Source organism: Enterobacter sp. AC1 (assembly GCF_050434705.1).
In the GTDB taxonomy this organism is placed as follows: Bacteria; Pseudomonadota; Gammaproteobacteria; order Enterobacterales; family Enterobacteriaceae; genus Enterobacter; species Enterobacter cloacae_L.
In genome coordinates this window covers 1-26,950 of the sequence record NZ_JBNDIZ010000001.1, presented here as the reverse complement: position 1 = coordinate 26,950, position 26,950 = coordinate 1, and the positions used below count along the sequence as shown (strand labels likewise).

The window sequence follows — 26,950 nt, the reverse complement described above, 5'->3', positions numbered from 1 at the left end:
AAACTACACTCCTCTTTAAATACGTATTGCCTGTCCGGCACTGATTTTCGCCAGCATCTGCTGGCTTACCTGGCTAAGATCGACCACTTCGCTCACGCCACCCATATTGATGGCCTCGCGCGGCATGCCGAACACCACACAACTTGCTTCATTCTGCGCAATCGTCCAGGCGCCAGCCTGGTGCATTGCAAGCATTCCGGCGGCACCGTCGTTGCCCATCCCCGTCAGGATCACCCCAACGGCGTTGCGCCCCGCATGTTTCGCCACCGAATGAAACAGCACATCCACCGACGGACGGTGCCGGTTAACCGGCGGTCCGTCATGAATTTTGATTTGATAGTTAGCGCCGCTGCGCGACAGCTCCATATGCTTGTCGCCCGGGGCGATATACGCATGTCCCGGAAGCACGCGCTCGCCGTCTTCCGCCTCTTTCACGCTGATCTGGCACAGCTTGTTCAGGCGTTCGGCGAACGACCGGGTAAAGCCTGGCGGCATATGCTGAGTGATCAGAATACCCGGACTTGAAAGCGGCAATGGCTGGAGTACATGGCGAATTGCCTCTGTTCCTCCGGTTGACGCCCCAATGACCAGCAGTTTTTCCGAGCTGAGTAACGGGCCGGCCTTCAGGGTTGCCGGCGCGGCCAGCGGCGTGTGGGCAGCAAGCTTCGCGCGCGACGCGGTGCGAATTTTCTCGGCGATCATTTCGCTGTACGCCAGCATCCCTTCACGAATGCCGAGCTGCGGTTTGGTGACAAAATCCACCGCCCCCAGCTCCAGCGCGCGCAGGGTGATTTCCGATCCTTTCCCGGTCAGGGAGGAGACCATCACCACCGGCATGGGCCGAAGACGCATTAACTTTTCGAGGAAATCTATGCCATCCATGCGCGGCATCTCGACATCCAGCGTTAGCACATCGGGGTTATATTTTTTAATTAAATCCCGCGCTACCAGGGGATCGGGCGCTGTCGCCACCATCTCCATGTCGCTGTGGCTATTGATTATTTCAGTCATGATCTGACGCATCAGCGCTGAATCATCGACAGACAATACCCTGATTTTACTCATGCTTTTTCCTTACTCAGCGCATATACCGTTTGCCCACGCAGGCTAAACTCACGCGCGAGGTTGCTGAAGTTTTCCGAGTGCCCGGCAAACAGTAAACCGTCAGGCTTGAGCAACGGAACAAACCGACGCAGAATGTCCTGTTGCGTCGTTTTATCAAAATAGATCATGACGTTACGGCAAAAAATCGCATCGAACGGCCCCGGCACGTTGTACTGCTTATCCAGCAGGTTAACGGGCGCGAACTCAACGCAGTTCGCCAGCTCCTGGCGTACGCGTACCAGGCCTTCATGCGGGCCTGTCCCGCGCATGAAGTAGCGCTGCAGCTGCTGCGGCGACAGCGTTTTCAGCTCATCCTGGCGATAAACACCGTTGCGCGCCTTCTCCAGCACCTCGGTATCGATATCGCTGGCGTAAACTTTCCAGCGTCCGGGCGTCATTCCCAGCGTGTCGGCAAGGGTGATCGCCAGCGAGTAAGGCTCTTCGCCCGTCGAGGCGGCGGCACTCCAGACGCGGTACTCCCCGGTGCGACGGCGCGCGTGCTCTGCCAGTACCGGGAAGTGGTGAGCTTCACGGAAAAACGCCGTCAGGTTGGTGGTTAAGGAGTTAATAAATGCCTGCCACTCAGCGCTGTTCTGGTTCGCTTCGAGCATGCTCAGATAGCGACCAAAATCATCCAGCCCCAGCGTACGCAAGCGCCGCACCAGTCGGTTGTAGACCATGTCTCGCTTATGATCCGCAAGCACGATCCCCGCACGCTGGTAGATTAACTGACATATCCGACGAAAATGCGCGTCGGACAGCGCGAGGCGCTGTGTCATCTGCAACAATAATGACGTTTGCCCAGGGGGCATTGGTGATGTCATAGCGCCTTCTTAATTACATTCAGGATACAACTGGCACGGCCTGCGACCGCCCGACTTCTGTTACTGCTTCAACGTGCTCTTTCACATTAAATACCGCGACCAGCCCGGTCAGACGATCCGCCTGGCTGGCCAGCTGATCGGTCGCGGCTGCCGCCTCTTCCACTAACGACGCGTTCTGCTGCGTGACCTGATCCATCTGGCTGACGGCCTGGGCCACCTGCTCGATCCCACGGCGCTGCTCATCCGACGCCGAGGCGATTTCACCCATGATGTCGTTAACCCGTGTGACGGAAGTGACAATCTCGGTCATGGTTTTCGCCGCCGTATCGACCAGAGCTGATCCCTGCTGAACACGGGAGACCGACTCTTCTATCAGCCCTTTAATCTCTTTCGCCGCGTTGGCGCTGCGGCTCGCCAGGTTGCGCACTTCGCCCGCAACGACCGCAAACCCGCGCCCCTGCTCCCCCGCACGCGCCGCTTCAACGGCGGCGTTGAGCGCCAGAATGTTGGTCTGGAACGCGATACCGTCAATCACGCTGATGATGTCGCCAATTTTCTGCGAACTGGCGGCGATATCCTGCATGGTGCTGGCCACGTGAGAGGCCTGGTCGCCGCCCTTCTTCGCCGTCATCGCCGCCTGTTTTGACAGGTCAGACGCCTGACGCGCGTTATCGGCGTTCTGGCTTACCGTCGCGGTCAGCTGCTCCATGCTGGCCGCCGTCTGCGCCAGCGAGGCCGCCTGCTCCTCGGTGCGGGACGAAAGATCGTTATTGCCTGCCGCAATCTCTGAGATCCCGGTGTGCATGGCATAGCTGCCCTGACGCACGTCGGATACCGTTTCCCTGAGCGATCCCTGCATCGCCTTCAGGCTGGCAAAGATCGCCGAAATTTCGTTCTTGCCGAACACCGCCACCGGTCGCGCCAGGTCCCCCTTCGCAATGCTGTCGAAGTGGCTGCTGACGATCGCCAGCGGCTGCACAATCATTCTGCGCGCCCAGAGCAGCGCCCCGCCGGTCAGCACCCCTGCCAGAATCACAACCGCGGCAAAGATGACGCCGGACATGTGATAGCTTTTACGGCTGTCTTCACCGGCACGCTGAACGGTCTGGTTAATATTCTGCTGCCACGCGTTAAAGCTGCCGTCAAACGCCGCCTGAGAGGCCTGAACCGGCGCGGTCATAAAGTCCGACAGCTGGTTGTTCTCAAGCCAGGTCGCCTGGTGGTCCAGATCGCCGTACCACTGCTCAAAGTTCGTCTTCATGGCGGCCTTCAGCGCTTTCTCTTTCTCGCTGTCGGCGGCCTGCGCCGTAAAGGCCTTAAACTGTGCGTCTGCCTGTTTCAGGCTGTCGCGCGCGGTCGCCATCAGCGCTTTAATGTCATCCGGCGGATAGCTCAGGGCGGTTAAGGTTCCCGCCTTGTTCAGCGCGGTGCTTGCCTGCAACAGCACGGCACGCGTTTGTGCCAGTGCGGAGCGCTGCTGGTTACTCGCCTCAACTTCCTGCAAATTCTGATAGCCATCGCGAAACGCCCAAAAAGACAACCCGTTACTGCCAACCTGCAACACACCGCAAAGGATCAGAATCAAAAACAGTGTGGTCGAGATACGAATACGATTTAACATCCACGCTCCCATCAAGCGGCAAGCAGCCGCGGTTTAATTGTCAGTCAAAATGTTTCCCAGTTTTCATCTTGTCCGGTCGTCGCGGTACGCGTACGGTTGGCAGCCGATTCAGCGGCTGGCGCGCGATACGTCGCCTGCGGGGTGACCGTGTTTCCAGCGAGTGAAGCGAGACGAAACGCCGAGACGGCCATCTTCAGACGGCTCGCCTGGTCTTCCAGCGCAGCGGCCGCCGCGGCGGACTCCTGCACCAGGGCGGCGTTTTGCTGTGTCACGCGATCCATTTCCGATACCGCTAGGGCAACCTGGTCGATACCACGACTCTGCTCATCGGACGCAGAGGCGATTTCACCCATGATGTCCGTCACGCGGGTAACGGCATTCACGATGTCATTCATGGTCTCCCCGGCGCTTTCCACCAGCACGGAGCCGGTATCCACGCGGGAGACGGAATCTTCAATCAGCGACTTGATCTCTTTTGCCGCGTTGGCGCTGCGGCTGGCCAGGTTACGTACCTCACCGGCCACCACGGCAAACCCGCGCCCCTGTTCGCCCGCGCGCGCCGCTTCCACGGCGGCGTTTAGCGCCAGGATGTTGGTCTGGAAAGCAATGCCGTCGATCACGCTGATGATGTCGGCAATTTTCTTCGAGCTGTCGGCGATTTCGTGCATGGTTTTGACTACGCCATCCACCACGCGACCGCCGCGCTGCGCCGTCTCGGAGGCGCTTTCCGCCAGCTGAGACGCCTGGCGGGCGTTATCGGCGTTCTGCTTCACGGTTGCCGTGAGCTGCTCCATGCTGGCAGCCGTCTCTTCCAGGGCGGACGCCTGCTGTTCGGTGCGAGAAGAGAGGTCGTTATTCCCCATCGCGATTTCGCTTGTGCCGGTATAGATTGCTTCGGATCCGTTACGCACGTTGGCGACGGTCTCAATAAGCGAACGTTGCATATGGTCTACGCTGTTTGCCAGCTCGGTGATCTCATTGCGTCCGGAAACGGTCAGCGTTTTGGTCAGGTCACCGCCGGCAATTTCACGAATGTGGGCAATAACGCGCCCGAGAGGGTTCAGCAGGATATGGCGAATGCCGTACCATACCGCAATCAGTACGATGACCAGCGCCAGCGCCAGCACCGCCATCTGCCATTTCGCAAAGCGGTAGTCATTCTGGCTTTCCGTAAAGGCCGAGTGGTACAGGTCGCCGCTGGCCTTTGCATATTCCCCCAGCGCCGCGCCGAGGGCGTTTTGCATCCCTTGCGTCGGCTGCGCGAAATAGGCGTCCATGTTGCCGCTCTCCAGGAACTGAATCAGCTCCGTCAGACCGGCATGGTAGGCGTTGTATTTTTCATCAATATTCTGGCTCACCTGCTCCATGGCAGGCTGCGGCGTAATCTTTTTGAAGGCGTCGTAGTGTTTAGCGGCGTCAGCGAGCGTGGCGCGGGCATTTTTCAACAGATCGGTTTTCGCGCTGCTCTGCTGATTGTTGGGGTCCATCATCATGCGCGCGGACGAACGGCTCAGGTTGATACGCGTTTGCAGCATCAAATCCCACGTCGACGTGAGTTCACTCTGCTGCAGGCGGAGATCGTTCGAGGCCGCGAAGCTGTCCTGGTTCTGTTTTAATGACGAGAAAAAAAGCCCGCCGGAGATGAGCTGAAGAAGTGCGAAAATGACCAGCACCATCATGAGCATTGTGACAACGCGGATACGGTTCAACATACAACACCTTCTCATAGATTTATTAACGGTGTTATCGGCATTGCCCACAGGAACTTTACATTTGAGAAAGGGAAAAGCGCGGGGTTAAAACGCCACGTCGACAATCAGCGTGTCGGTGTAGGCTCCTGCGGGTGGCGTGGCCTGACTGGTCAGGACTTTCGCGGTGTAGTTATAGGTACGTAGTAAACCGTCGGTGCTGACCTGCGACGACGTCGCGCTGGCCCAGCGCTCGCTGCCGCTGCCGCCCCAGCGGTTAGTCGTGGCTTCTTTATAGATGTCGTAGCTCATATAGTTGCTGCCGCTCACCATCCGCCGCACGTTATTCAGCGCGTTAGCACCATTATTAATGCCGATGGTATAGGTACTGCCTTTGGTACAGGTGACGGCAATCGCCTGCGAGACGGTCGGGAAACTTTGCACCAGCGGTGCGCTGTTAAAGTTGACGTCCGGGGTGGTCATCGCGCTGCAGTCGTTGGTAACGGTCATATTAAGCAGAATAGTGGTCGTCGCGGTTCCCGTCTGGGGATTCGTACACAGGCTTCCCACGCCTAACGCGCAGACGCTGTAGTTGACGCTGAACGTCAACAGCACCTGGTAAGGCCCGGCGGTGACGTTTTGACCGGCGACGGTGCGGAAATAGAGCGGTATGTTGTACTGCTTTGATCCCAGCAATCCCAGCAGGGTGTTTCCGCTCCAGGTATACGATTTACTTATCTGTACCTCGCTGCTGCTCGCGCAGCCCGATAATCCGCACAGCCGAGTGGGGATAACGTCCGCGATGGCCGTATTATCCGTACGTTTCATGGTCGCGCGACTGCTGCCCGACACCGATGCCGCGGTGTAGTTCAGCGTCACCGAGTCGTTGGTCAGAACGTTGAGCACGGTATCACACGCCACCACCAGCGTGCCGGTCGTTTCCACCTCCCCGGTTCCGCTGAGCGCGAACGACGTGACGCTGCCAAACGACGCATTGACCGTACTGACGGTACACGCCGCCCAGCCGCCGCCGGAGAACAGCAGCAGCACCCACAGCAGCAGGCGCCTCATGGCCCCTCCCGACAAACCAGCGGACCGTAGGTTTCCAGCTTGTGCTCCGGGTTTGTCCCCACGGTCAGGGTGGTCGTGCAGCGTTTCCCGTCAGGCGTCACCACCTCAAGCGGGTTCACATCGCTGAGATTTTCCAGCCAGGCGATGCCGTCATACCCCACCACCGCATTGCCGCGCGAGGCCCTGCGCACCTGGCTGCCCACCGGAATCGCCTGCCCGCGCGCATCGTGCAGGATGACGCTGGCGACCCGCTCCTGCTCCATCGGGAAATCAACCAGGTAACCGCTATGGCGGCGGATCGCAATTCGCCGTTCGGTCTCTTTCAGCTGGGTATCCGCAGGCAGATTCAGGGTATCAATCCGGTAGCTTGCCGGGTAATAGGCCGACACTCCGCTGACCAGCAGGTAACCGTTGCGGTTTGTTTTCCCGACGGGCTGGTTCTCATAGCTGACGGGCACATCCGGATGACCGTCGGTACTGATGACCACAAACGCATCGTTGATCTTGTTCGCCGCAAACAGTTCGCCGTCCATCAGAACAACAGAGCCCATCGCCTCGCCCCACCAGGTCATCATGTCCCTTTCGCCATAGGCGCCGCCCTGCAGCTCAACGTTGTTGTTGCGCCAGCCCAGCGTGCCCTGCTGATAATTACTGGCTCTCGACTGGTTGGCCCACGCCATGTTCCAGCTAAACCCACCGTCTGAGGGCATGGAGTGGTTGTAGTTGATCCGCTGGGTACTGCCTGCGTCAGGGGTGTTTTCAACGGTGAAGGCAGCGCTGTCGCGCGCGCCCAGCGGGACCTGCAGCGACAGCGCCACCGTCCAGTCTCCCCGCTGCTGATCCCGGCTTCCGGCCAGGTAAATACTGCTCGCCCCCCACAGGCTGCGGCTCCAGGAGAGGTTCAGCAGCTCTGTTTTTTGACTGTCAAAGCTCTCGACGCCAATCCAGGCCGCGCCAATGTTGCCGTACTGTCCCAGATTGAACGTCAGAGAATACTGGTCCGTATTGCGGCTAAAGCTGGCGATGGGTTTGTCGTTTTCGTCATAGACCGTCGGCTGGTCGTAGAGGGCGAGGTTGCCAAAACCGCGGCCGCGGCGCGTGTGCTGGGTCGCGACGCTAAATTCGCTGGTGCTGTACTGGTAACCCCAGCTGATTTGCCCGCCCGTGTCCCCGCGCATGCGGCTTTGCGAGTAGGCGGTATTCACCACGCCAAGCTGCCCGAGTTTTATTACCGTCCCTGCCCCGCCCAGCGCCAGCTCCTGTGCTCCTTCCGCGTGCCCCTCCAGCGTCAGCCAGTCCGTCACCCCGTAGCGATACGAGCCGCTGCCGGCCGCCGAACCGTAGTCGAAATTCTTAATGCCGTAATTTCGCCGCAGGCTGCCCAGGGTCACGGCGCCGTCGCTCAGCCCTTGCTTCAGCAAATCACTGGTGACGTAAAACGGCAGCGTGGTGCTCACCTGGCGCCCCAGCGCATCGGTGGTCACCAGCACCGCATCCCCGGCGCCGTTAATATAGGGCAGATTCGTAAGGGTAAATGGCCCCGGCTGAAGCTGGGTTGAGCCGGAGCGATAGCCGTTGATAAAGAGATCGACCGAGGTGGGAACCGCGGCTTCTCCCGAGAACTCGGGCAGCGGCCACGTCACCAGATCGGGGCGCAGGGAGAAATCCCGCCCGACGCTTACCCCGCCAATCCGCACGCTGGAGCTCCAGCTCAGGGCATCGCTGATCACGTCCCCCACGCTCCAGCTCATCGCATCTTCTTCATTCGTGAACAGCAGGGTCGTGTCGTAGCGGACATACCCCTCCTGCTGGCCGTGGTTACCGGTGAAATTTTCCCGGGCATAGCCCGTAGAGGAAAACGAACCGTTCTCATTGAAGTAGCGGAACTCATGCCAGAGCGAGGCCTGGCCGCCGATATGCTCCGTGTGGTTGGTGTAGAAATCGTAATTCAGCAGCGCCCCGCGTCCGAAATGCGGTTTGGTCTGCGCCGTTTGGGCGCTAAAGGGAGTCGCGCGGGCGGTGACCCAGTCGCGGGGAACGGTCAGCAGCAGGCGCTGCGCGGCGCTGTCGTACTCCACCCGCACCCGGGCAAGGGAGGAAAGATTCACCTCTCCGGTTGGCACATGCTCCGGGGGCAGCCCCGCGCGCAGCAGGTCGGCGCTGGAGATAAAGAACGCGCCTTTACGCTGCGTCACCGGTACGACCAGGCCGGTATCGTAGTGGTTCAGCACGAGCGCAAGCTGGAACACCGCCTCGTCGTTTATCGCCTGCGCCTGGGGAGGCGGCGGCAAACTGTCGTCGCCGGGATCGGCCCAGGCCGCGGAACTGACGCAAAGCAGGATCATCATCGCCGGCTTCAGTTGACGGGGGTCGACTGCCATTGTGCGTCCCTGGCATTAATCTGCGCGCTCATCCGCTCTGGCTGACGAACGCCAGCGGGTATCGGCCAGCTGCGGGTGCTGCCCGGGAGCACGTAGCCCAGCAATCCCTCCGCAACCGTTCGTTTCTGCCCTCCCTGCTCCAGCGAGACCTGGCTCAGCCTGACGTGGACATCACCCCGGTTTCGGACTTCCAGCGCGGGTTGTCCACCCGCCTGCGTCACCCGCCAGCTCAGGCTTTGGGTCTCTGCCAGCGCGTGATGCGCGCCCTCTTTTATTGTCGGGATCCCCTGCCCATAAACAAACAGAGGAATGGAGTAACGCATCTGTAATTTGAGGCCGATGGAGGGTTCGGCTTTGGCATCCGGCTGGGGGATTTCATCCACAATAATGCGGTAGGCTTGTTCAACGCCTGCGGGAACTGAAGCCTGTTTAATAAGACGAATAAGCTGCTTACTGCCTGTGCCAATTGTGACGATGGGCGGGCTGGCCACCACGTCCTGCTGCGCGGTGTAACGCTCGTGCCCGTCCTCCTGCTTCCAGCGCACAATGCGCACCTGCATCGTCGCCGCGCTGCTTCTCTGGTTCTGGATCCACAGCTCCGTGGCTTTGGCGTCTGCAGAAAGCCACGGATCGATAGGCCATAGCAGAATGGTGGCTGCCGCCTGCGCCTGACCGGCTGTCGACATTCCCAACGCGCCCGCCAGACAAAGAGGTCTGAAAAATGGCTTCATCGGCACTCTCCCTTTATTACCATGACAAGGTCACGGTGAGCTGATCGGAATACGTTCCTGCCGGGCTAAACCCGGTCAGTAGCGCCACGCCGAAAAGCGGCAGCGCGATATTATTGCTGTTGGTGTAGGTCACCGGTATTGCCTGGTTGACGCCAATTTCGCTGTTCGCGGCCAGCGAGCTGCTGCTGTAGAGCCGGTAACCCACCAGGTCGGCACCATCCGTGCGCTTCATGCGGCGAATGGATGCATAATTTTGACCGCCGTTAATGCTCATGCTCAGCGCCACGCCTGGCGTACAGGCGATGGATAAGGCCCCGTTTGGCACAAAGCTGGTGCTTACCGGCGCGCTCTCGACGCCGTTATGGCTGCCAAAATCCAATGTACCGAGAATCCCCCCGCTGCCGGTGGCCACCGCACATCCCGGTACAATGGTCGCGCTCACCTTGAAGGACTGTGACGTCACCGCGCCGGCTACGGGCGTCATCAGCAATCCGACCACCAGCGCGAAAAAAGGCTGCACGTGTCCCTCTGCGCATTTGCGCAGACCCGTTATAAATGCCTTCATGGCGATGCAGGACTAATAGGTCACGCTGACGTTTATCGTGTCGGTGTAGGTTCCCGGTACGACCGCTACGCTGTTACCGCCGCCGGTAATACGTCCGTAGAGCGTGTAACTATCCACTCCTCCCGTCGTAGACGCGACAGGCAACGCGGCGTTGTTGGCAACAACGTTGTTAAACCCGCTGTCGCTGTAAAGGCTGTATGCCACGCCCTGTGCCGCGTTGGCGGTGTTGATCAGATAACGCGCAGGCGTTCCCGGCGTGCCGACAACGGTACCAGGTGCCGTGGAGTTGGTGTTGCCGGTAATCGCCACCGTATAGCTGGCGGTCGTACATTGAATGGTGAAGGTGTTTCCGCCGCTGGCACCGGTTAACTGCGTAGTCAGGGTGGAAAATGTGGCGGGATGGGTGCCGAAATTGAGCGTCCCGAAGTTAATGCCGTTTTGCGTGGGCGATCCGTTTATCAGGCAACCGTTTGTCAGCGTCAGCGTCGCGCCGATAGTGCCGCTACTGGTGACGGCCAGCGCCCGCGGGGCAATTGTCGCCGTCAATAAAGTGCCTGCACAGATCAACAGGAGTTTTCTATTCATTTTACCACCCTCCAGAAGACGTCTCCGTTCCCTGACCATATTTTATTTTGGCCGTTCAAGATGTTAGCCCCGCTTAAGGTTCCTCTGAGGGGGTTATTGTGAATTTAGTTTACGGATATCGCTTCGACCACCTGCCCCATGACGTATAAGGCATATGTCTTATTGACGGGATTTTTATTTAAATAACAGCTGGTTAAATTAATGCAGGCAGGAATTTTATTGTATTCAGAGAGAATATATCCATTAAAGTGTGATCTTTATCACAATATATCGTCAGCGCATTAACAACAAAATTAATAAAAATTAAAAAGGAGTTGTAACCCCCTACACTTTGCGTCAATTTATGTGTCGAATAATTTCCCGCGTCGTAATAAAAATTTTATATGTATCGATGCGAGTGACAACCGAAGCGCATAGAGGGTCTTTTTTCGTGGCAAGTGCAAACAAACTCACACTCTTCATCGTGATATTCATGCTGGCGGGTATTCTTTCAGGGGCAGCAATTCATGAGTATGCATCTGCGGATGCCATCAAATCCTGGTCGGATAATATTACCCTTCTGACCGATATTTTCCTTCGTCTGATCAAAATGGTCATTGCACCACTGGTCTTCAGCACGCTCACCGTCGGCATCATGAAGCTGGGCGAAACCTCCACCATTGGCCGCGTGGGTGGCAAAGCGATGGTGTGGTTTATCAGCTCATCCGTGCTCTCGATTCTGGTGGGCCTGTTTATTGTCACCCTGGAACATCCGGGCAGCGGTCTGAACCTGACGATCCCAACCGAGGCGGTCGATACCGGTCTGGCCGTTGGGGGCATGACGCTGAAAGCGTTCCTGTCCCACACCATTCCAACCAGCATCGCAGGGGCGATGTCGAACAATGAGATCCTGCAGATTGTGGTGTTCTCGATGTTCTTTGGCATCGGCGGCGCGTCGCTGGGGCAGAAGTTCAACGCACCGCTGGTGGCCGCGCTGGACGTGGTTTCCCATATCATGCTCAAGGTGACGGGTTACGTCATGTACGTTGCGCCGCTGGCCATTTTCGCGGCGATTTCGTCCGTGATTGCCACTCAGGGTCTTGGCATTCTGTTGAACTATGCCTCCTTTATTGGCGGCTACTATGTTGCCATTCTTCTCACCTGCATGGTGCTGCTGGCCGTGGGTTACATGGTGTTGAAAAAAGAGGTGTTTCGCCTGGTCAGCATGCTGAAGGACCCGGTACTGGTTGCGTTTACCACCAGCAGTTCAGAAGCGGCCTATCCAAAAACGCTGGAGCAGCTTGAGCGCTTTGGCTGTTCACGCAATATCGCCTCTTTTGTTCTGCCGATTGGCTACTCCTTCAACCTGGTGGGTTCGATGGTGTACTGCTCATTCGCCTCGATGTTTATCGCTCAGGCGTACAATATTCACCTGAGCTTCTCTGAGGTGACGGTTCTGATGCTGACCCTGATGCTGGCCTCAAAAGGGATTGCGGGCGTGCCGCGCTCCTCGCTGGTGGTGCTGGCCGCGACGATCCCGAGCTTTAACATTCCGGTAGCCGGCATTCTGCTGCTGATGGGGATCGACCACTTCCTGGATATGGGCCGCTCTGCAATTAACGTGCTGGGGAACGGGATTGCAACCGCGATGCTGTCGCAGAATGAAGGCGCGCGTGAAGCGGAAGCGGAAGCTGAGCTGGTGAAGCAGGAAGCGTAAGGATGTAAAAAAGGGTGAGGCCTGATGCCCTCACCCCAGCCCTCTCCCTCAGGGAGAATGAGCAAACACAAAAAACGGCAACCTGGGTTGCCGTTTTGCATTTACCTACGCTACGTGGCTCGCCGCGATATCCAGCAGCGCCATCTCGTCGCTGTTCAGCAGCTTCTCGATGTTCACCAGGATCAGCATACGTTCGCCGAGCGCGCCCAGACCGGTCAGATATTCGGTCGACAGCGTAACCGCAAACTCCGGTGCAGGGCGGATTTGATCGGACGTCAGGGAAAGCACGTCTGAGACGCCATCTACCACAATGCCCACCACGCGTTGACCCAGGTTCAGGACGATCACCACGGTGTTGTCGTTGTAATCAACGTCGCCCTGGCTGAACTTCACGCGCAGATCGACGATAGGGACAATAACGCCGCGCAGGTTGGTGACACCTTTAATAAAAGCAGGCGTGTTGGCGATGCGGGTAACCTGATCATAACCACGGATTTCCTGCACTTTCAGGATATCGATGCCGTACTCCTCATCGCCTAAAGTGAATACCAGGAATTCCTGCCCTGATGGCTCGCCCGCCAGTTTCGTTACGTTACTCATACCGGTCATGTTTTTACCTTCTACTTAATCAGGCGGCTGTGTACGCCACACGTTGTTCACGATTTAATCCCTGAAGCGCCGACACGTCGACGATCAGCGCCACGCTACCATCACCCAGAATGGTGGCGGCAGAAATACCCGGCACTTTGCGGTAGTTGCTTTCGAGGTTCTTCACAACAACCTGGTGCTGACCAATCAGCTGATCGACCAGCAGCGCGTAGCGGCGGCCCGCGCTTTGCAGGATCACAACGATACCCTGCGTGGCCTCCGTCTTCGCCCCGTCCACCTCGAACACTTTCCACAGTTCCACCAGCGGCAGGTACTCACCGCGCACTTCGAGAACGCGTTCGCCGCCCGCCAGCGGATGCAGATCTTCCTCACGCGGCTGCAGGGATTCCATCACCGCGTTCAGCGGCAGGATAAAGACTTCGTCCGCCACTTTCACCGACATGCCGTCAAGGATCGCCAGCGTCAGCGGCAGCAGGATGCGAATGGTGGTGCCGGAACCCTGTTTAGAGTTGATCTCAACGTGGCCGCCCATCTCCTGGATGTTACGTTTCACCACGTCCATGCCCACGCCGCGGCCGGACACGTCGGTCACCTGCTCTGCGGTTGAGAAGCCCGGCGCGAAGATCAGCATGCCCACTTCTTCGTCGGTCATGTTTTCATTGACCGCCATCCCCTGCGAAATGGCTTTTGCCAGGATGCGCTCGCGGTTAAGGCCCGCGCCGTCATCGGTCACTTCGATGCAGATGTTCCCGCCCTGGTGTTCCGCAGAGAGGATCAGATTCCCGACCGGAGATTTTCCAGCGGCAATGCGGTTTTCCGGCAGTTCGATACCGTGGTCGAGGCTGTTACGCACCAGGTGCGTTAACGGGTCGATAATGCGCTCGATCAGGCTCTTATCCAGCTCCGTTGAGCTGCCCATCAGGGTCAGTTCAATCTGTTTATTCAGCTTGCTGGCGAGATCGCGAACCAGGCGCGGGAAGCGGCTGAAGACGTATTCCATCGGCATCATACGGATGGACATGACCGATTCCTGCAGATCGCGGGCGTTACGCTGTAGCTGCCCCATGCTGGTAATCAGGTCGCCATGGGTAACCGGGTCCAGTTCGTTAGAACGCTGGGCCAGCATCGACTGCGTGATGACCAGTTCACCCACCAGGTTAATCAGCTGATCGACCTTCTCAACCGCAACGCGGATACTGGTAGACTCGCTGGCGCGCGCGGCAGGTTTTTCACCACGGCCCGGCGCGGCCGCCTCTTTTGGCACCGCTTTTAACGCCGGAGCCGCAGGGGCAACGGCCGGTGCCGCAGCCTGAGCGACGACGGCCACCGCGTCCTCAGCCGCCGGGGCTTCAACCGCGGTGGTTTCGGTTTCAAAGGCAATCTGATCGGCTTCAATCACAAAGCACAGCACCGCCACGATATCGTCCTGGCCAATACCGCCATCAAGCGTCGCGGCAAGGCTGTCTTTGCCTTTGACCACGTTGCTTAACGTCGCCAGGTTACCCAACTCGTCTTCCAGCAGGCTAACTTCATTCTCTTTCAGGCGTGACAGCACAACGCGCAATTTGCCCGCTGGTGCGTCGGCAGGGGCTGACTCCTGCGCGGCAACCGCATCGACAACGCTCAGTTTTGCGGCCGGAACCACGGCTGCGGCAACCTCACCTTTGGCTTCCAGCGCGAGCTGGCGCAGCGCGTTGCAGATGTATTCAAAGCTGGCGGCGTCAGGCTCTGCCGAACTTTTATAGGCGTCGAGCTGTTCCTGCATAATATCTTTGGTTTCCAAAAACAGGTTGATAATGTCGGTATTGAGCTGCATCTCACCGCGTCGTGCTTCATCAAGCAGGTTTTCCATTAAATGGGTTGTTTCCTGCAGGATGGTAAATCCAAACGTTCCGGCTCCGCCTTTAATGGAATGCGCCGCACGGAAGATGGCATTGAGCTGCTCGGAGTCCGGTGCTTCGGGCACCAGATCGAGTAAGTGTTGCTCCATATCGGCCAACAATTCGTCGGCTTCATCAAAGAATGTCTGGTAAAAATCGCTAATATCCATGCTCACGCTATCACCTCGGGTTGGCTGGTGGCGATGTTGGAACGGCAGCCGAAGGAACGGCCCCAGGCTGTTTTAAATCGTCCAGTGACTCATTCTGACTTTCGGCGTTTTCATGCAGGATGGCCTGCTCCGCCTGCTGGTTCAGCACTAAAAGACTGATACGACGGTTGATGGCGTCATCCGGCCCGCGGTCGGAGACGCGCATGGTTGCTGCCATGCCGACCACGCGCAGTACCTTGCCATCATCAAGCCCACCGGCCACCAGCTCGCGACGCGAGGCGTTGGCACGATCGGCAGAAAGCTCCCAGTTGCTGTATCCTTTCTCCCCACTGGCGTACGGGAAATCATCCGTGTGTCCTGACAGGCTGACCCGGTTAGGAATGCCGTTCAGCACCGGGGCAATGGCGCGCAGAATATCGCGCATGTACGGTTCAACTTCCGCACTCCCGGTTTTAAACATCGGGCGGTTCTGGCTATCAATAATCTGAATACGTAACCCTTCCTGCACCAGATCGATTTTCAGGTGCGGGCGTAACGCACGCAGCTTCGGATCGGCTTCAATGAGCTGGTCGAGATCGCCGCGCAGTTTCTTCAGACGCGCCTGTTCCATCTTTCTTTTCAGCTCGTCGATGTTCGGCTCTTTTTTCACCTCACCCTTCTGCTGGGTGTAATCATCCCCCCCGCCGGGGATCGGGCTGTCGCTGTTAGAGATACGCGGCCCACCGGACACCGCCGTCGCCAGCGGCGTTCGGAAATACTCGGCAATCTGGATCAGCTCTTTTGGGCTGGAGATGGAGATCAGCCACATCACCAGAAAGAACGCCATCATTGCGGTCATAAAGTCGGCGTACGCAATTTTCCACGAGCCATGAGCGCCATGCCCACCGCCCTTGTGCTTGCGTTTTTTTACGATGACGATCGGATGGGACTGGTTTTTCATGCGTCCTCAGTTGTCGTCTGTTGGTTTGGGTTTTTGACCGCGCGAACGTGTTCTTCAAGCTCGATAAACGACGGACGCTCGCTGGAGTAAAGCGTTTTACGGCCAAACTCAACCGCGATCGGTGGCGCGTAACCGTTGAGGTTTGAGAGCAGCGTGATCTTCACGCACTGCATCATTTTGGTGGTTTCCGCGCTCTTCTGGCGCAGCACGCTTGCCAGCGGAGAGATGAAGCCGTAGGCCAGCAAAATACCGAGGAAGGTGCCCACCATCGCATGGGCAATCAGCGCACCCAGCTCGGCTGCCGGACGGTCTGCTGAAGCCAGGGCGTGAACCACCCCCATGACCGCGGCAACGATACCGAACGCCGGGAGGGAGTCGCCCACCAGCGCCAGGCTGTTGGCCGGCACTTCAGATTCGCTTTCGTGGGTTTCGATCTCTTCGTCCATCAACGCTTCGATTTCGAAGGTATTCATGTTGCCGCTGATGATCAGTCGCAGATAATCGACGATGAAATCCAGCATCATGGCGTCAGCAAGAATGCGCGGATAGCTGGCAAAAATTTCGCTCTCTTTAGGATTTTCAATATCCCGTTCAAGAGAAAACATCCCCTGCTGACGCGACTTCGCCATCAGGCGATAGAGCAGTGCCAGCAGATCCATATACATGCTTTTGGTGTATTTCGACCGACGGAACAGCAGTGGAATAGCTTTCAGCGTCCCCTTGATCGATTTACCGTTGTTGCCAACGATAAAAGCCCCTACCCCTGCACCGCCGATGATAATAAGTTCAGCCGGTTGATAGAGTGCTCCAAGGTGCCCGCCGGTCATCATGTAACCGCCGAAAACTGTACCGAGAACTACCAGGTAACCTAATAAGATAAGCACGACATCATCCTTCCGCTAGTGACTATGGCAAGGACGTCCAGCTCGCAGCGTTTACCGTTTGCGGGGTAAAAAAAAGCAGCGGTAATTGCTTACCGCTGCTGGAATCTTGCCCACACGTTCGGGTTAAACAGCTTGTTCGATCTGTTCATCCAGCAGTTGTGGAATAATATCGGCAGCATCCCGGGAAAGTTTACGTCTTTTTACTGCGCGGGATGGAGGCTGACATAAACTACAGGCGAAGCTGCCTGCAGGCTGGTGAGCATGGGTAATGAAATTGCCATCGCAGCAGTTGCAGCGCGACAGTTCAAGCATTCCGCTCTCAACAAAACGCACCAGCGTCCATGCGCGGGTCAGCGCCAGCAGAGGGCCTTCTTCCTGCTGTGGGCATTGTTCAAGGTAAAGTTTGTACGCTTTGATCACGGCGTCAACGCCGCTACACAAACCGGTTTTGAGAAGATACTGCCAGGCATTACAGAACATGGAAGCGTGAATATTCTGCTCCCACGTCATAAACCAGTCGGTAGAAAACGGCAGCATGCCTTTCGGCGGGGGACTACCACGTAACTCTTTGTACAGTTTGATGAGACGGCCACGGCTCAACTGAGTCTCGCTTTCGAGCATTTGTAAACGAGCACCCAGCGTAATCAGCTCCATGGCCAGCTGTATGTCACGCGCTTCCTGAACAATGCTTTTCTCGCTCATTGCTAGGCCCTTTTCTTACGGGCTGCGTCATCAGGCTGGCTGATTTCGTTAAGCAAGCGGGTGGAGAGAAGAATACCGGTATGGATCTGTTGAAGATCGTCAACACGGGAGTCCTGCGTCAGACGCGTTATTGTCTGCGAATCGTCGAAGCGGAACTGGCAAACCAGTTGATTCGTTTCAGCCAGTTTAACCATCTGCGGGAGGGTTAACCCACCCAGCATGGTTGCCATTTCTTCGTTAATACCCAGACGAAACATCGCGGACGCCTTGTCCTGACTAATTAAACGCTGCGCGAGCAGTAAATACGACAAATTGATGTCATAGATATGTTTTAGCAACTCGGATGTATGCATTGTTCCCATCCCGAATAACCAACTATTATTTTTATGCGGAAAGACCGCACCCCGTGATGTCGCCGGGAAATCACCCGGTATAAAAAAGAAAAGGCTAAATGCATAGTTGAATTTAGGTTTGTATTCACTGAAACACGTAAAGATGAAACGCGAGTGCGTCTCTTACATGATTTATCATTTCTTACAAATAACTAAGATTTTTCCTAATTCGACGCAAACTCTACTCGTCAGTTTTGCCACATACAATCCAGCCATCCTCAAATTTAAAAAAAATGTGATCCACGTCACACAATTTAAGTGAATATCATCCATAAATCCATCAGTATGACTTGTAATTTGTTCATTATTTAACCAATCAGCACTGTTTTGTATTCTTAATTGACGAATACTCATGCGAAAAGGCGATCCGAACTGGCACATAACGTGCTTTTGCTGCCTTAAGCGGCGCGCGGAAACATTCACATCGAGCACCTCTCGTGGAAACATTTTTCTTACCGTGAAAAAACATATAGTTATGCAGGTAGTATAAAAATGTTGTTTCAAGTAGTAATCATTCGAAATGATTTTGTTACCTGTCAAAACCATTTAACAGTGAAAGCGGGAATTTGTGTGATTTACGTTAAGTTGTTAATTTTTTTCATTTAGGCGCTTTTTTTAGTTATTCTTCTTATAAGAATAATTAATGAATAATTATGATAAGCTTCACACTAATGTCGTAATCCGCTCTTGCAGAACCGGGCAAATCGCGGTAATGGTGATCAAACGCTGTCTGTCAGACACCTAAGGAGTGCGCCATGAGTTACTCCCATATTCTTGTTTCTGTTGCAGTTTCCCCCGAAAGCCATCAGCTCGTCGCCCGGGCCGTTTCCATTGCCAGACCCCACAATGCCCGCATCAGCCTCATCACTCTCGCGGCCGAGCCAGAGATGTATAATCAGCTGGCTGCCCCGATGCTGGAGGATATTCGTGAGGTTCTTCAGGAGGAAACGCAGCAATTTCTGCGAGAGTTAGTTGAAAAGGCACAATATCCGGTTTCTGAAACCGTTATTGCGACGGGGGAACTTAACGCCCATATTCTCGATATGTGCCGTAAGCACCATATTGATTTAGTGATATGCGGGAATCATAACCACAGCTTTTTATCGCGCGCGGCCTGTGCGGCAAAATCTATTGTCGCGTCAAGCCAGGTTGATGTGCTGTTAGTTCCGCTTGGGGGGCGTTAACCCCCCAGGGGAATATCAGGCTAGTTTAGGAAAGGTCGCGATCTTTTTTTGCAGATCCCCTTCATGACTTTGCGGGGCAATATCCCGGAGATCCTCAATAAAGCGCGCCTGCCAGTGATTAATATCGTTCTCACGGATCGTTTCCATCATTTCAGCATGACGGGAAATACGCTCCGTGAGCGGCATCGTCAGGGCGCGATTCAGCGCGTTAGCCACGTCATCCCGATCGTAAGGGTTAACGATAAGCGCTGACGTGAGTTCATTCGCGGCGCCGGCAAACTGGGAAAGCACCAGGACGCCCGGATCGGCCGGGTCCTGGGCCGCCACATACTCTTTCGCGACCAGGTTCATCCCGTCACGCAGCGGCGTGACCAGGCCAACGTCCGCATAGCGGAAGACCTTCATCAGGATCTTACGGTCAAAGTGCTGATTCAGGTAGAAGAGCGGTGTCCAGCCCAGCTGGCCGTAGCGGCCATTAATGCGCCCTGCTTCCGTCTCCAGCTGATGGCGAATATCCTGGTAGGCCTGAACTTCACCGCGCGACGTTGGCGCTATCTGGGTATAGCGAATCTTGCCGTGATGCTGCGGGTATTTATCCAGCAGCGTCTCATACGCCAGGAAGCGTTCCGGCAGCCCTTTGGAATAATCAAGACGCTCAACCGAGAAGATATTTTTCACGTGCTTGAGTTCATTCTTAAGCTGCGCCAGCTTCGGCGGCAGCGGGCCCGAGGCCTGCTCCGCAATTTCGTCCGGCTCAATCCCTATCGGATACACTTCAGTGTGGAAGGTTTTCCCCCACGCCGTATGGGTTTTCCCGCCTTTGGTGACCAGACGCGTTTTACCTGACACGGAGTCAAGAAACGCGAGGCGGTCATTCTCGGTCTGGAAGCCCAGCAAATCGTAATCACACAGCGCCTCAAGCAGCGCTTCGTGCGGCGGCAGTGCGGTAAAGATTTCCGGCGTCGGGAACGGGATGTGCAGGAAGAATCCAATTCGGTTATTTACGCCCCTTTTTCGCAGCTCTCTGGCAAACGGCAGCAGATGGTAATCGTGGATCCATAAAATATCGTCTTCTTCGATTAAAGGCAGCAGTTTATCCGCCAGCAGCGCGTTCACCCGTGAATAGCCTTCGAACGATTCCCGCTGGAATTTGACCAGGTCAAGACGATAGTGGAATGCGGGCCACAGGACAGCATTGGAGAACTGCGAGTAGTACTCGTCATAGTCTTTCTCCTTCAATGCAAATGAAGCCCACGTGATATTTCCGCGCGTCACTTTTTTGAGCGGTTTCTCTTCCTCACTGATTTCCCCACTCCAGCCAAACCACAGCCCGCCAGCGGCTTTTAAGGCACCTAACACCCCTACCGCCAGGCCACCCGCGCTGGCTTTTTTATCATCCGGCGGTGCGATTCGGTTAGAGACGACGACTAAGCGACCCATAATGGTTTCCCCCTTTGCTTTGCGCTATTTGTTGTTGTTGCTGGTTAGCGATGTCAGATATCCATTGCCAGACGCTGGCGACATCCGCCAGCCGCCATTCGGCTACGGTGTCACCAGGCCCCACCTTGACGGCGATCCCTCCGGCCTGATTCACCACGCGAAACCCGGCCTCGTCGGTCAGGTCATCCCCAATGAAAACGGGCGTCCGCCCGTTGAAAGGCGGTGTCGCCATAAACGCGGCAATGGCCGCGCCTTTATTAATCCCTTTCGGCTTTAACTCCACAACGCATTTGCCGGGCTGCAATGCCACCTGTGGATGCGCATCCGCAACCGCCTGAGCCAGAGCAAGCACGGCCTCTTCATGCTGCGGTGCCTGACGATAGTGCAGGGCAAAGGCCATGCCTTTAGCTTCCAGCTCGGTGCCTGGCAGTTCGGCAAGCGCTGCAGAAAGCTGCTTCTGCAGCGTTTGCGTGAGTGCGTCGGGGAGTGAAACGATATGCGTGTGATCATGGATGTCGCGGCGCTCCGCTCCGTGTACACCGGCCAGCGGAAAGTGGTAAGGACTGGCGAGCATGTCCAGCTCGGCCATTGAGCGCCCTGATATCAATGCCAGTGCTCCCTCATTCATAAGCGAGAGCCGATGCAAATCCTGTAACACCGCATCCGGAATAGACACCTGATCGGGGTGCGGTTTTATCCCGGCGAGCGTGCCGTCGAGATCAAAAAAGAAAGCATAATGTCCGGGCAGTACAGGCGGTGCGGTTAACAAGTCAGCCACCCTTTTCCTCCTTACGGTTTACTGAGAGGTAAACGCCTTTACCTCTTTCATAGCCATGTAAGTATAGACAGTGTGACGTCGCTCGCCATTTGACAACCGCCCCGCCAGTTTTACTGGCGGGGCGGTTAAGGAGTCAACTAAGGTTATAAGTTGAGCAATAAAAGAGAGAGATTGAGGTTACACCGTACGCTTCGCTTTTTGCTTGTAACGGTCGAAAATCACGGCTGCCAGCAGGATCAGGCCGCGAACCACGTACTGAGAGAACGGCGAAATATTCAGCAGGTTCATGGCGTTCTCTACCGTCCCTAAAATCAGGATACCGGCCACCACATATGAGATTTTTCCGATGCCACCCTTGAGGGAAACGCCCCCTAAAACGCAGGCCGAAATGACGATCAGCTCATAACCGATGGAGGTCATTGGCTGGCCGCTGGTCATACGCGAAGCCAGAATAATCCCCGCGGCGGCAGAAACCAGTCCTGAGAGCACAAAGATAATAATCTTGGTTCGCACGACAGGCACGCCGGCCAGTCGAGCGGCCTCTTCATTGCCGCCAATCGCCAGCGTGTTACGGCCAAAGGTGGTCCGGTTCAGCAGGAAGCCGAACAGGATCAGGCAGGCCACGGTCAGCCAGATAGGCGCAGGCAAACCCAGCCAGTTGGCATAACCCAGCGTAAAGAAGCGCTCGTCCTCAATCCCCACCGCTTTACCGTCGGAGATGATATAGGCCAGCCCGCGGACAATTTGCATCGTCGCAAGCGTGGTGATCAGGGCGTTGATCTTCAGGCGGGCGATAACAAAACCGTTCACCAGACCGCTGATGACGCCGAGTAACAGACCGGCCAGGACGCCAATCCATAGGCTCTCGGTCATGTTGATCACCACTGCCGTCGTGACGCCCGCACAGGCAATCACCGACGCCACCGACAGGTCAAAATCGCCGGAAGCCAGGCAGAACAGCATCCCACAGGCCACCATTCCGGACATGGAAATGGCCAGCCCCAGCCCCTTCATATTAATGAAGGTGGCAAAATTCGGGACGAAAATCGCACAGGCGAGGAAGAGCGCGGCAAAGACTACCAGCATGCCGTACTGATCCCAGATACGCCCAAAACTCAACGCCGATTTCGACTTCGGCACTCCGGATGTAGTAACAGAGGACATCATTAACTCCTTACTCAGGCGACAGCCTGGCTGACTTTAGGCATGGCGAGATTCAACGCCTGTTGTTCATTCGCCTGTTCATGAAGCAATTCGCCGGCAATTTCACCTTCTCGCATCACCACAATGCGGTCGGCCACGCCAAGCACCTCCGGCAGATCGCTTGAGGCGAAGAGCACCGCCACGCCGCGTTTTGCCAGCTCATAGATCACGTTATAAATCTCGTGTTTTGCCCCCACATCGATACCGCGCGTCGGCTCGTCCAGCAAAATGACCTTCATATCCTCTGACAGCCAGCGGCCCAAAATGGCCTTCTGCTGGTTGCCGCCGGAAAGATTCATGATGAGCTGTTCCGGACCCGGCGTTTTGATATTCAGGGAGCGAATATGATGGTCGGCGTTGCTCGACTCCCAGCTATCGTTTATCAGGCAGCCAGCGTGAATAAACTTGCGGCGGGCGGAAATGTTGATGTTGTCGCGCACCGAGTGTACCGGAATGATCCCCTCGGCTTTGCGGTCTTCCGGGCAGAGCATCATCCCCGCCCTGATCGCGTGGGCCGGTTTCTGGATGTCTACCCGCTCGCCGTCAATGGAGACCTGCCCATCGGTAATGCGGGTACCGCCGAACAGGCCTTTCATTAACTCGCTGCGCCCTGCCCCGACCAGGCCAAACAGTCCGACGATTTCGCCGCTGCGCACGGATAACGACACCGGCGTACGCACGCCCGGCGCTTTGACGCTGTCCAGACGCAGGCGTTCAGGCCCGTACGCCCGCGGCTGCCAGTGATAAATATCACCGAGCTCGCGCCCAACCATCGCCTGAACAAGCTGGTCGTGGTTAACCTGCGCCATGTCGGTAAAGGTGCGCACATAGCGGCCATCTTTAAACACGGTGATGGCGTCGCTCAGGGCAAATATCTCTTCCATACGGTGTGAAACATACAAAATCGTACGGCCTTCCTGACGCAGCTCGCGGATCACGCGGAACAAATTGTCGATTTCACGCGCGGAGAGCGAACTGGTGGGCTCATCGAAGGCAATCACTCTGGCGTTACGCGCCAGCGCCTTGGCAATTTCTACCATCTGCCACTGGCCGATGGAGAGATACTTCAGCGGCGTCTGGGGATCGACGTCCAGACCCAGGTGCTTAAGCTGCAGCCCCGCTTCATAATTAAGTAGCGAACGATTCACCACGCCGCCTTTGTGCGGAAGCTGCCCTAAATAGATGTTTTCCGCCACGGTCATCTCAGGAATGAGGTGCAGCTCCTGATAGATAATAGCCACGCCGGCATTGAGCGCCGCCGTGGTATCGGCAAAGGTCATCTCTTCGCCGCGAATAGCCAGCGTGCCGGTCGTTGGCGCGTAGTTGCCGCTAAGAATTTTTAGCAGCGTGGATTTTCCCGCACCGTTTTCCCCCATCAGGGCGTGAACCTGGCCGGCATAGCAGTCGAAGCTGATATCGGTCAGCGCGTTAACACCGGGGAAGGTTTTCCCGATGCCGCGAAAAGAGAGATACGGATCAGACTGTCGCATAACGTCTCCGTGATTCCAGTAGTGTGTACGTCTGGCCCCTCACGATGCGTGAGGGGCACAATCACAGCGTATTACTTACCGCCCAGTCCTTTTTTCGCCAGCTCCTCTTTGAAGTTGTCGCGGGTGATTAACACCACGTCGGTCACTTCGGTAAATTTCGGCGGTTCAGCCCCTTTGGTTACCCAGTTGTAGAGCATCTCGCTGGATTTGTAGCCGTGAACGTCCGGGCTTGGCAGCAGAGAGCCGTAGAAGCCGGTGGCCTGCGCTTTGGACAGCTCGCTGACGGCGTCAACGCCGTTGATACCAATCCCGATGACGTCAGGCGCTTTGAAGCCCTGGCCTTCCGTCGCGCGTACTCCGCCCAGCACGGTGTTGTCGTTCATGCCAACCACCAGCCAGTGTTTCACTTCCGGATGCTGAACCAGCATGGAGTTCGCGGCGTCAAAAGCGCCCGGGATATCGTTGGACTTGGTTGGGACTTTGTAGATCTGTTTTTCCGGGAAGCCGGCCGCTTTCAGCGCGTCCATTGAACCGGTAGTACGACGGCGTGCCGTGTCCAGCTCATCCGCGGTGATGGCCATCACCGCGGTCTCTTTGACATCCCAGCCACGCTTCTGCATCTCTTTATAAAGTTCCTGGCCCTGACGTTCGCCGATCTTGGTTGCCGCCATCATCACCAGCGGAACGCTGTCCATTGGCTTACCTTTGGCGTTCACGAACTGATCGTCAACGGCAATCACTTTCATGTCGTAACCGCGGGCCTTCGCCGCGATGGCCGAACCGAGCTTTGGATCCGGAGTACAGATAACGAAACCTTTCGCACCGCTGGCCGCCAGACTGTCGATGGCGTTCAGGGTTTTCTCACCGTCAGGCACGGCGATTTTAATCACTTCAAAACCTAAATCTTTCCCGGCCTTATCGGCGAATTTCCACTCGGTCTGGAACCAGGGTTCTTCGGGTTGTTTTACCAAAAAACCGAGTTTTAAATTCTCAGCGATAGCGGATTGTGACATAACGGCAGCCAGACCGATGGCCGCCAGCGCTTTAGTAAATTTGTGCATGGTAAACTCCAGCTTTAGCATTCTTTTCTGTAGGGAATATTTGCGTGCTTCTTATTTAATCGGACTTAAAACAAGGCATTAGCGCTTACCTCGTCATAAGCGTTATTGCTGGTGATAGTTTTAGCGGGAAATTAATCATCCATAAGAGAGCCCCATCACACCGCAGAATTACAGTAATTGCGTACATAAATTCAGCGAAAAATGACATAAAAAAGGCAGGATTTGTCTGACAAATGAAAGGTGCCTAAGCAGAATTGTCCATAAGATTAGCTAAGAAATCCCTGATGCCCTACGGCGAGCAAAATGGCACCCATTCCTAAAAAGCATTGAGCATGTGTTTCATCACGAAAGCATAACGAACCTGAAAAACCGTTATTTCGCAGAAATTGATTTAGCGCAAATTTACTAAAACATCATATATTCAAATTGATAAATCCGTATTTCTCTTTTTCACGGATGATTATTCCAGCTAAATAATCCCGAAAGAGCAACAATGTACACACCTGATGAAAAACATTAGTTATCAAAGAATTAAGAAATATTTATTTCATCGCGAGCTTATTGCATTTCTGTACTATATTAAACTTTGTAATGTATGGTAAACACAGCCTAATTAAGAGTTTTCTTAGACCATAGACAAGGGTATGCTTATTTATATCGAACACAGGAAGTGTATTTCGGTCGACTTAGGTCACTGCAGAAATTGTATTTCTGCTTTTTTCTCCGCATTTGCCTGGCGCTCAGGTTAAGCAACGGACATCACGTCCCACAGTCAATAAGGATATGAGTATGGCTACCCAAACGATGATGCAAAAACTTAACGCGCAGATGAACCTTGAGTTCTACGCTTCGAATCTGCACCTTCACTTAAGCGCATGGTGCGCCGAGAATAGCCTCACGGGCTCTGCCACATTCTTTCGCTCACAGGCGCAAAGTAACGTCACTCACATGATGCGCGTCTTTAACTTCCTTAAGGCCTCAGGGGCAAATCCTGTCGTGAAAGCCCTTGATGGAATTAATGAAAACTACTCCTCCCTGGAAGAGCTTTTCCAGAAAACGCTTGAAGAGTATGAACAACGCTGCAGCACGCTCAGTAAACTGGCCGATGAAGCCAAAGCGCAGCAGGACATGACCACCCTCATGTTCTTACGTGATATGGACAAAGAACAGCAGCAGGACGGAATGCTGCTGAAGACGCTGGCGGATGAGATTCATCATGCGCAGCAGGCGGGTTTATGCCCTGAGCAAACCGACCGTCATCTGCTCGACATTGTGGCGGTGCAACACCACTGAGTTTTTAATCTGCTCCAACCCGGGCTGAGGGTTTCCCAGGAATTTATTAACCTGAAGCGATGAGTTTTGTATCAGGCAAGTGGATAACTTGCAGCGATGTCCTGGTCCGGCTGTAAATCCCCGAAGCGTTTCCGTAAGGCCGGGGCGAGGTGCAGGGTGGTGGCGACTGAGCCACCCTGGCACGTTCACAGGTCATGCCGTTACAGAGTAGCAAGGAACATAAAGTGACGGAATAACCTCCATAGCCGTATGTTCCCCCTCACCCCAGCCCTCTCCCTTGTACGGTCCGGGGACATGGTAGACAGGTGTTCGGGGACATGGTGAACACTTTTTAACATCCTTTACCCATGGTGATCGACTTTTTCTTCAGGTCGATCACCCCCACTTTCGTGCTGTACCACCACACCTCGTAGCTGCCGTCTTCCTGCATCTCCTTCAGCCCGACCCGTTCTCCCCTGAACGCCTTGCCTGCGTTCAGACTTACCCCTTTCACGCTCAGCTTCCCGCTGATATCCACTTTCCTGACCATCACGTCCTCGTCGTATTCCGGGGGCGTTGTGTTGCTGCTGTACTGCCGCGCAGACGGCTGATACCGCGAGCCCGGTACCGCCATATCCAGCGCTTCATGCGGGCGTTCAAGGTTATAGACCGTCCGCCA

The 26,950-nt window shown here is 55.8% G+C and carries 23 protein-coding genes and 1 pseudogene; 3 read left to right on the top strand and 21 right to left on the bottom strand.

The annotated features are described in order from the left end of the window. Positions 1–15: 15 nt before the first annotated feature. The 9 genes from M2433_RS00120 to M2433_RS00080 all read right to left on the bottom strand — a co-directional run bounded on the left by M2433_RS00120 (position 16) and on the right by M2433_RS00080 (position 10,570). Entirely contained in the window at positions 16–1,065 is a 1,050-nt protein-coding gene (locus M2433_RS00120) for a protein-glutamate methylesterase/protein-glutamine glutaminase (RefSeq protein WP_029741783.1), read from the bottom strand. After that, the gene (gene cheR, locus M2433_RS00115; protein ID WP_023312253.1) at positions 1,062–1,928 is read right to left on the bottom strand and encodes a protein-glutamate O-methyltransferase CheR; all 867 of its coding nucleotides are present in this window, start codon (positions 1,926–1,928) and stop codon (positions 1,062–1,064) included. The genes M2433_RS00120 and cheR overlap by 4 nt, the downstream gene beginning before the upstream one ends. A 19-nt stretch (positions 1,929–1,947) precedes the next feature. Beyond that, entirely contained in the window at positions 1,948–3,549 is a 1,602-nt protein-coding gene (gene tap, locus M2433_RS00110; protein WP_429052022.1) for a methyl-accepting chemotaxis protein IV, read from the bottom strand. A 44-nt stretch (positions 3,550–3,593) separates the two neighbouring features. After that, positions 3,594–5,261 (bottom strand): methyl-accepting chemotaxis protein II, encoded by a 1,668-nt coding sequence (gene tar / locus M2433_RS00105; protein WP_429052020.1) that lies wholly within the window; start codon positions 5,259–5,261, stop codon positions 3,594–3,596. A gap of 84 nt (positions 5,262–5,345) precedes the next feature. Then, positions 5,346–6,308 (bottom strand): Csu type fimbrial protein, encoded by a 963-nt coding sequence (locus M2433_RS00100; RefSeq protein WP_429052018.1) that lies wholly within the window; start codon positions 6,306–6,308, stop codon positions 5,346–5,348. Then, complete coding sequence (locus M2433_RS00095; protein WP_429052016.1) at positions 6,305–8,689, bottom strand: fimbria/pilus outer membrane usher protein; 2,385 nt, start codon at positions 8,687–8,689, stop codon at positions 6,305–6,307. The genes M2433_RS00100 and M2433_RS00095 overlap by 4 nt, the downstream gene beginning before the upstream one ends. Further along, positions 8,665–9,420, bottom strand: a complete 756-nt coding sequence (locus M2433_RS00090) for a fimbrial biogenesis chaperone (RefSeq protein WP_429052014.1) — start codon at positions 9,418–9,420, stop codon at positions 8,665–8,667. Before M2433_RS00090 ends, M2433_RS00095 begins: the two co-directional genes overlap by 25 nt. Before the next feature lie 16 nt (positions 9,421–9,436). Then, positions 9,437–9,985, bottom strand: a complete 549-nt coding sequence (locus M2433_RS00085) for a Csu type fimbrial protein (protein WP_429052012.1) — start codon at positions 9,983–9,985, stop codon at positions 9,437–9,439. A gap of 12 nt (positions 9,986–9,997) precedes the next feature. After that, positions 9,998–10,570 carry a spore coat protein U domain-containing protein gene (locus M2433_RS00080; protein WP_429052010.1) on the bottom strand — a complete coding sequence of 191 codons (573 nt, stop codon included), beginning with the start codon at positions 10,568–10,570 and terminating at the stop codon, positions 9,998–10,000. A gap of 430 nt (positions 10,571–11,000) precedes the next feature. Here M2433_RS00080 and M2433_RS00075 point away from each other — a divergent pair, with 430 nt between their 5' ends. Continuing rightward, a complete protein-coding gene (locus M2433_RS00075; RefSeq protein WP_429052008.1) occupies positions 11,001–12,266 on the top strand; it encodes a dicarboxylate/amino acid:cation symporter in 1,266 nt (421 codons plus the stop codon). A gap of 105 nt (positions 12,267–12,371) precedes the next feature. On the opposite strand, the gene cheW is transcribed toward M2433_RS00075, so the two are convergent. The 6 genes from cheW to flhD form a co-directional block, all read right to left on the bottom strand. Beyond that, the gene (cheW, locus tag M2433_RS00070) at positions 12,372–12,875 is read right to left on the bottom strand and encodes a chemotaxis protein CheW (protein ID WP_008500420.1); all 504 of its coding nucleotides are present in this window, start codon (positions 12,873–12,875) and stop codon (positions 12,372–12,374) included. A 19-nt stretch (positions 12,876–12,894) separates the two neighbouring features. Continuing rightward, positions 12,895–14,931, bottom strand: a complete 2,037-nt coding sequence (gene cheA, locus M2433_RS00065; RefSeq protein WP_429052006.1) for a chemotaxis protein CheA — start codon at positions 14,929–14,931, stop codon at positions 12,895–12,897. 4 nt (positions 14,932–14,935) lie between these two features. Next, a complete protein-coding gene (motB, locus tag M2433_RS00060) occupies positions 14,936–15,865 on the bottom strand; it encodes a flagellar motor protein MotB (protein WP_429052005.1) in 930 nt (309 codons plus the stop codon). Beyond that, complete coding sequence (gene motA / locus M2433_RS00055) at positions 15,862–16,749, bottom strand: flagellar motor stator protein MotA (protein ID WP_008500417.1); 888 nt, start codon at positions 16,747–16,749, stop codon at positions 15,862–15,864. Before motA ends, motB begins: the two co-directional genes overlap by 4 nt. A 123-nt stretch (positions 16,750–16,872) precedes the next feature. Then, positions 16,873–17,451, bottom strand: a complete 579-nt coding sequence (gene flhC, locus M2433_RS00050) for a flagellar transcriptional regulator FlhC (protein ID WP_013096051.1) — start codon at positions 17,449–17,451, stop codon at positions 16,873–16,875. 2 nt (positions 17,452–17,453) lie between these two features. Continuing rightward, positions 17,454–17,804 (bottom strand): flagellar transcriptional regulator FlhD, encoded by a 351-nt coding sequence (gene flhD / locus M2433_RS00045; protein ID WP_023336137.1) that lies wholly within the window; start codon positions 17,802–17,804, stop codon positions 17,454–17,456. A gap of 794 nt (positions 17,805–18,598) precedes the next feature. Between flhD and uspC the strand changes: the two genes are divergently transcribed. Next, positions 18,599–19,027 carry a universal stress protein UspC gene (gene uspC / locus M2433_RS00040; protein WP_063957580.1) on the top strand — a complete coding sequence of 143 codons (429 nt, stop codon included), beginning with the start codon at positions 18,599–18,601 and terminating at the stop codon, positions 19,025–19,027. Between the two features lie 15 nt (positions 19,028–19,042). Here uspC and otsA read toward each other — a convergent pair whose 3' ends face one another. The 5 genes from otsA to araF all read right to left on the bottom strand — a co-directional run bounded on the left by otsA (position 19,043) and on the right by araF (position 24,999). After that, positions 19,043–20,467, bottom strand: a complete 1,425-nt coding sequence (gene otsA / locus M2433_RS00035) for an alpha,alpha-trehalose-phosphate synthase (protein ID WP_429052003.1) — start codon at positions 20,465–20,467, stop codon at positions 19,043–19,045. Next, entirely contained in the window at positions 20,442–21,245 is an 804-nt protein-coding gene (otsB, locus tag M2433_RS00030; RefSeq protein WP_429052002.1) for a trehalose-phosphatase, read from the bottom strand. Before otsB ends, otsA begins: the two co-directional genes overlap by 26 nt. A 177-nt stretch (positions 21,246–21,422) precedes the next feature. Beyond that, the gene (araH, locus tag M2433_RS00025) at positions 21,423–22,409 is read right to left on the bottom strand and encodes an L-arabinose ABC transporter permease AraH (RefSeq protein WP_023336141.1); all 987 of its coding nucleotides are present in this window, start codon (positions 22,407–22,409) and stop codon (positions 21,423–21,425) included. 14 nt (positions 22,410–22,423) lie between these two features. Then, the gene (araG, locus tag M2433_RS00020) at positions 22,424–23,938 is read right to left on the bottom strand and encodes an L-arabinose ABC transporter ATP-binding protein AraG (RefSeq protein WP_429052000.1); all 1,515 of its coding nucleotides are present in this window, start codon (positions 23,936–23,938) and stop codon (positions 22,424–22,426) included. A gap of 71 nt (positions 23,939–24,009) precedes the next feature. Next, positions 24,010–24,999 (bottom strand): arabinose ABC transporter substrate-binding protein AraF, encoded by a 990-nt coding sequence (gene araF, locus M2433_RS00015; RefSeq protein WP_008500409.1) that lies wholly within the window; start codon positions 24,997–24,999, stop codon positions 24,010–24,012. A 789-nt stretch (positions 25,000–25,788) separates the two neighbouring features. Here araF and M2433_RS00010 point away from each other — a divergent pair. Next, positions 25,789–26,292: a non-heme ferritin-like protein gene (locus M2433_RS00010; RefSeq protein ID WP_429051998.1), complete on the top strand. Its 504-nt coding sequence runs from the start codon at positions 25,789–25,791 to the stop codon at positions 26,290–26,292. Between the two features lie 331 nt (positions 26,293–26,623). Here the strand turns inward: M2433_RS00010 and M2433_RS00005 are convergent. Further along, positions 26,624–26,950 (bottom strand): annotated as a pseudogene (locus M2433_RS00005) (IS481 family transposase); the annotation flags it as partial.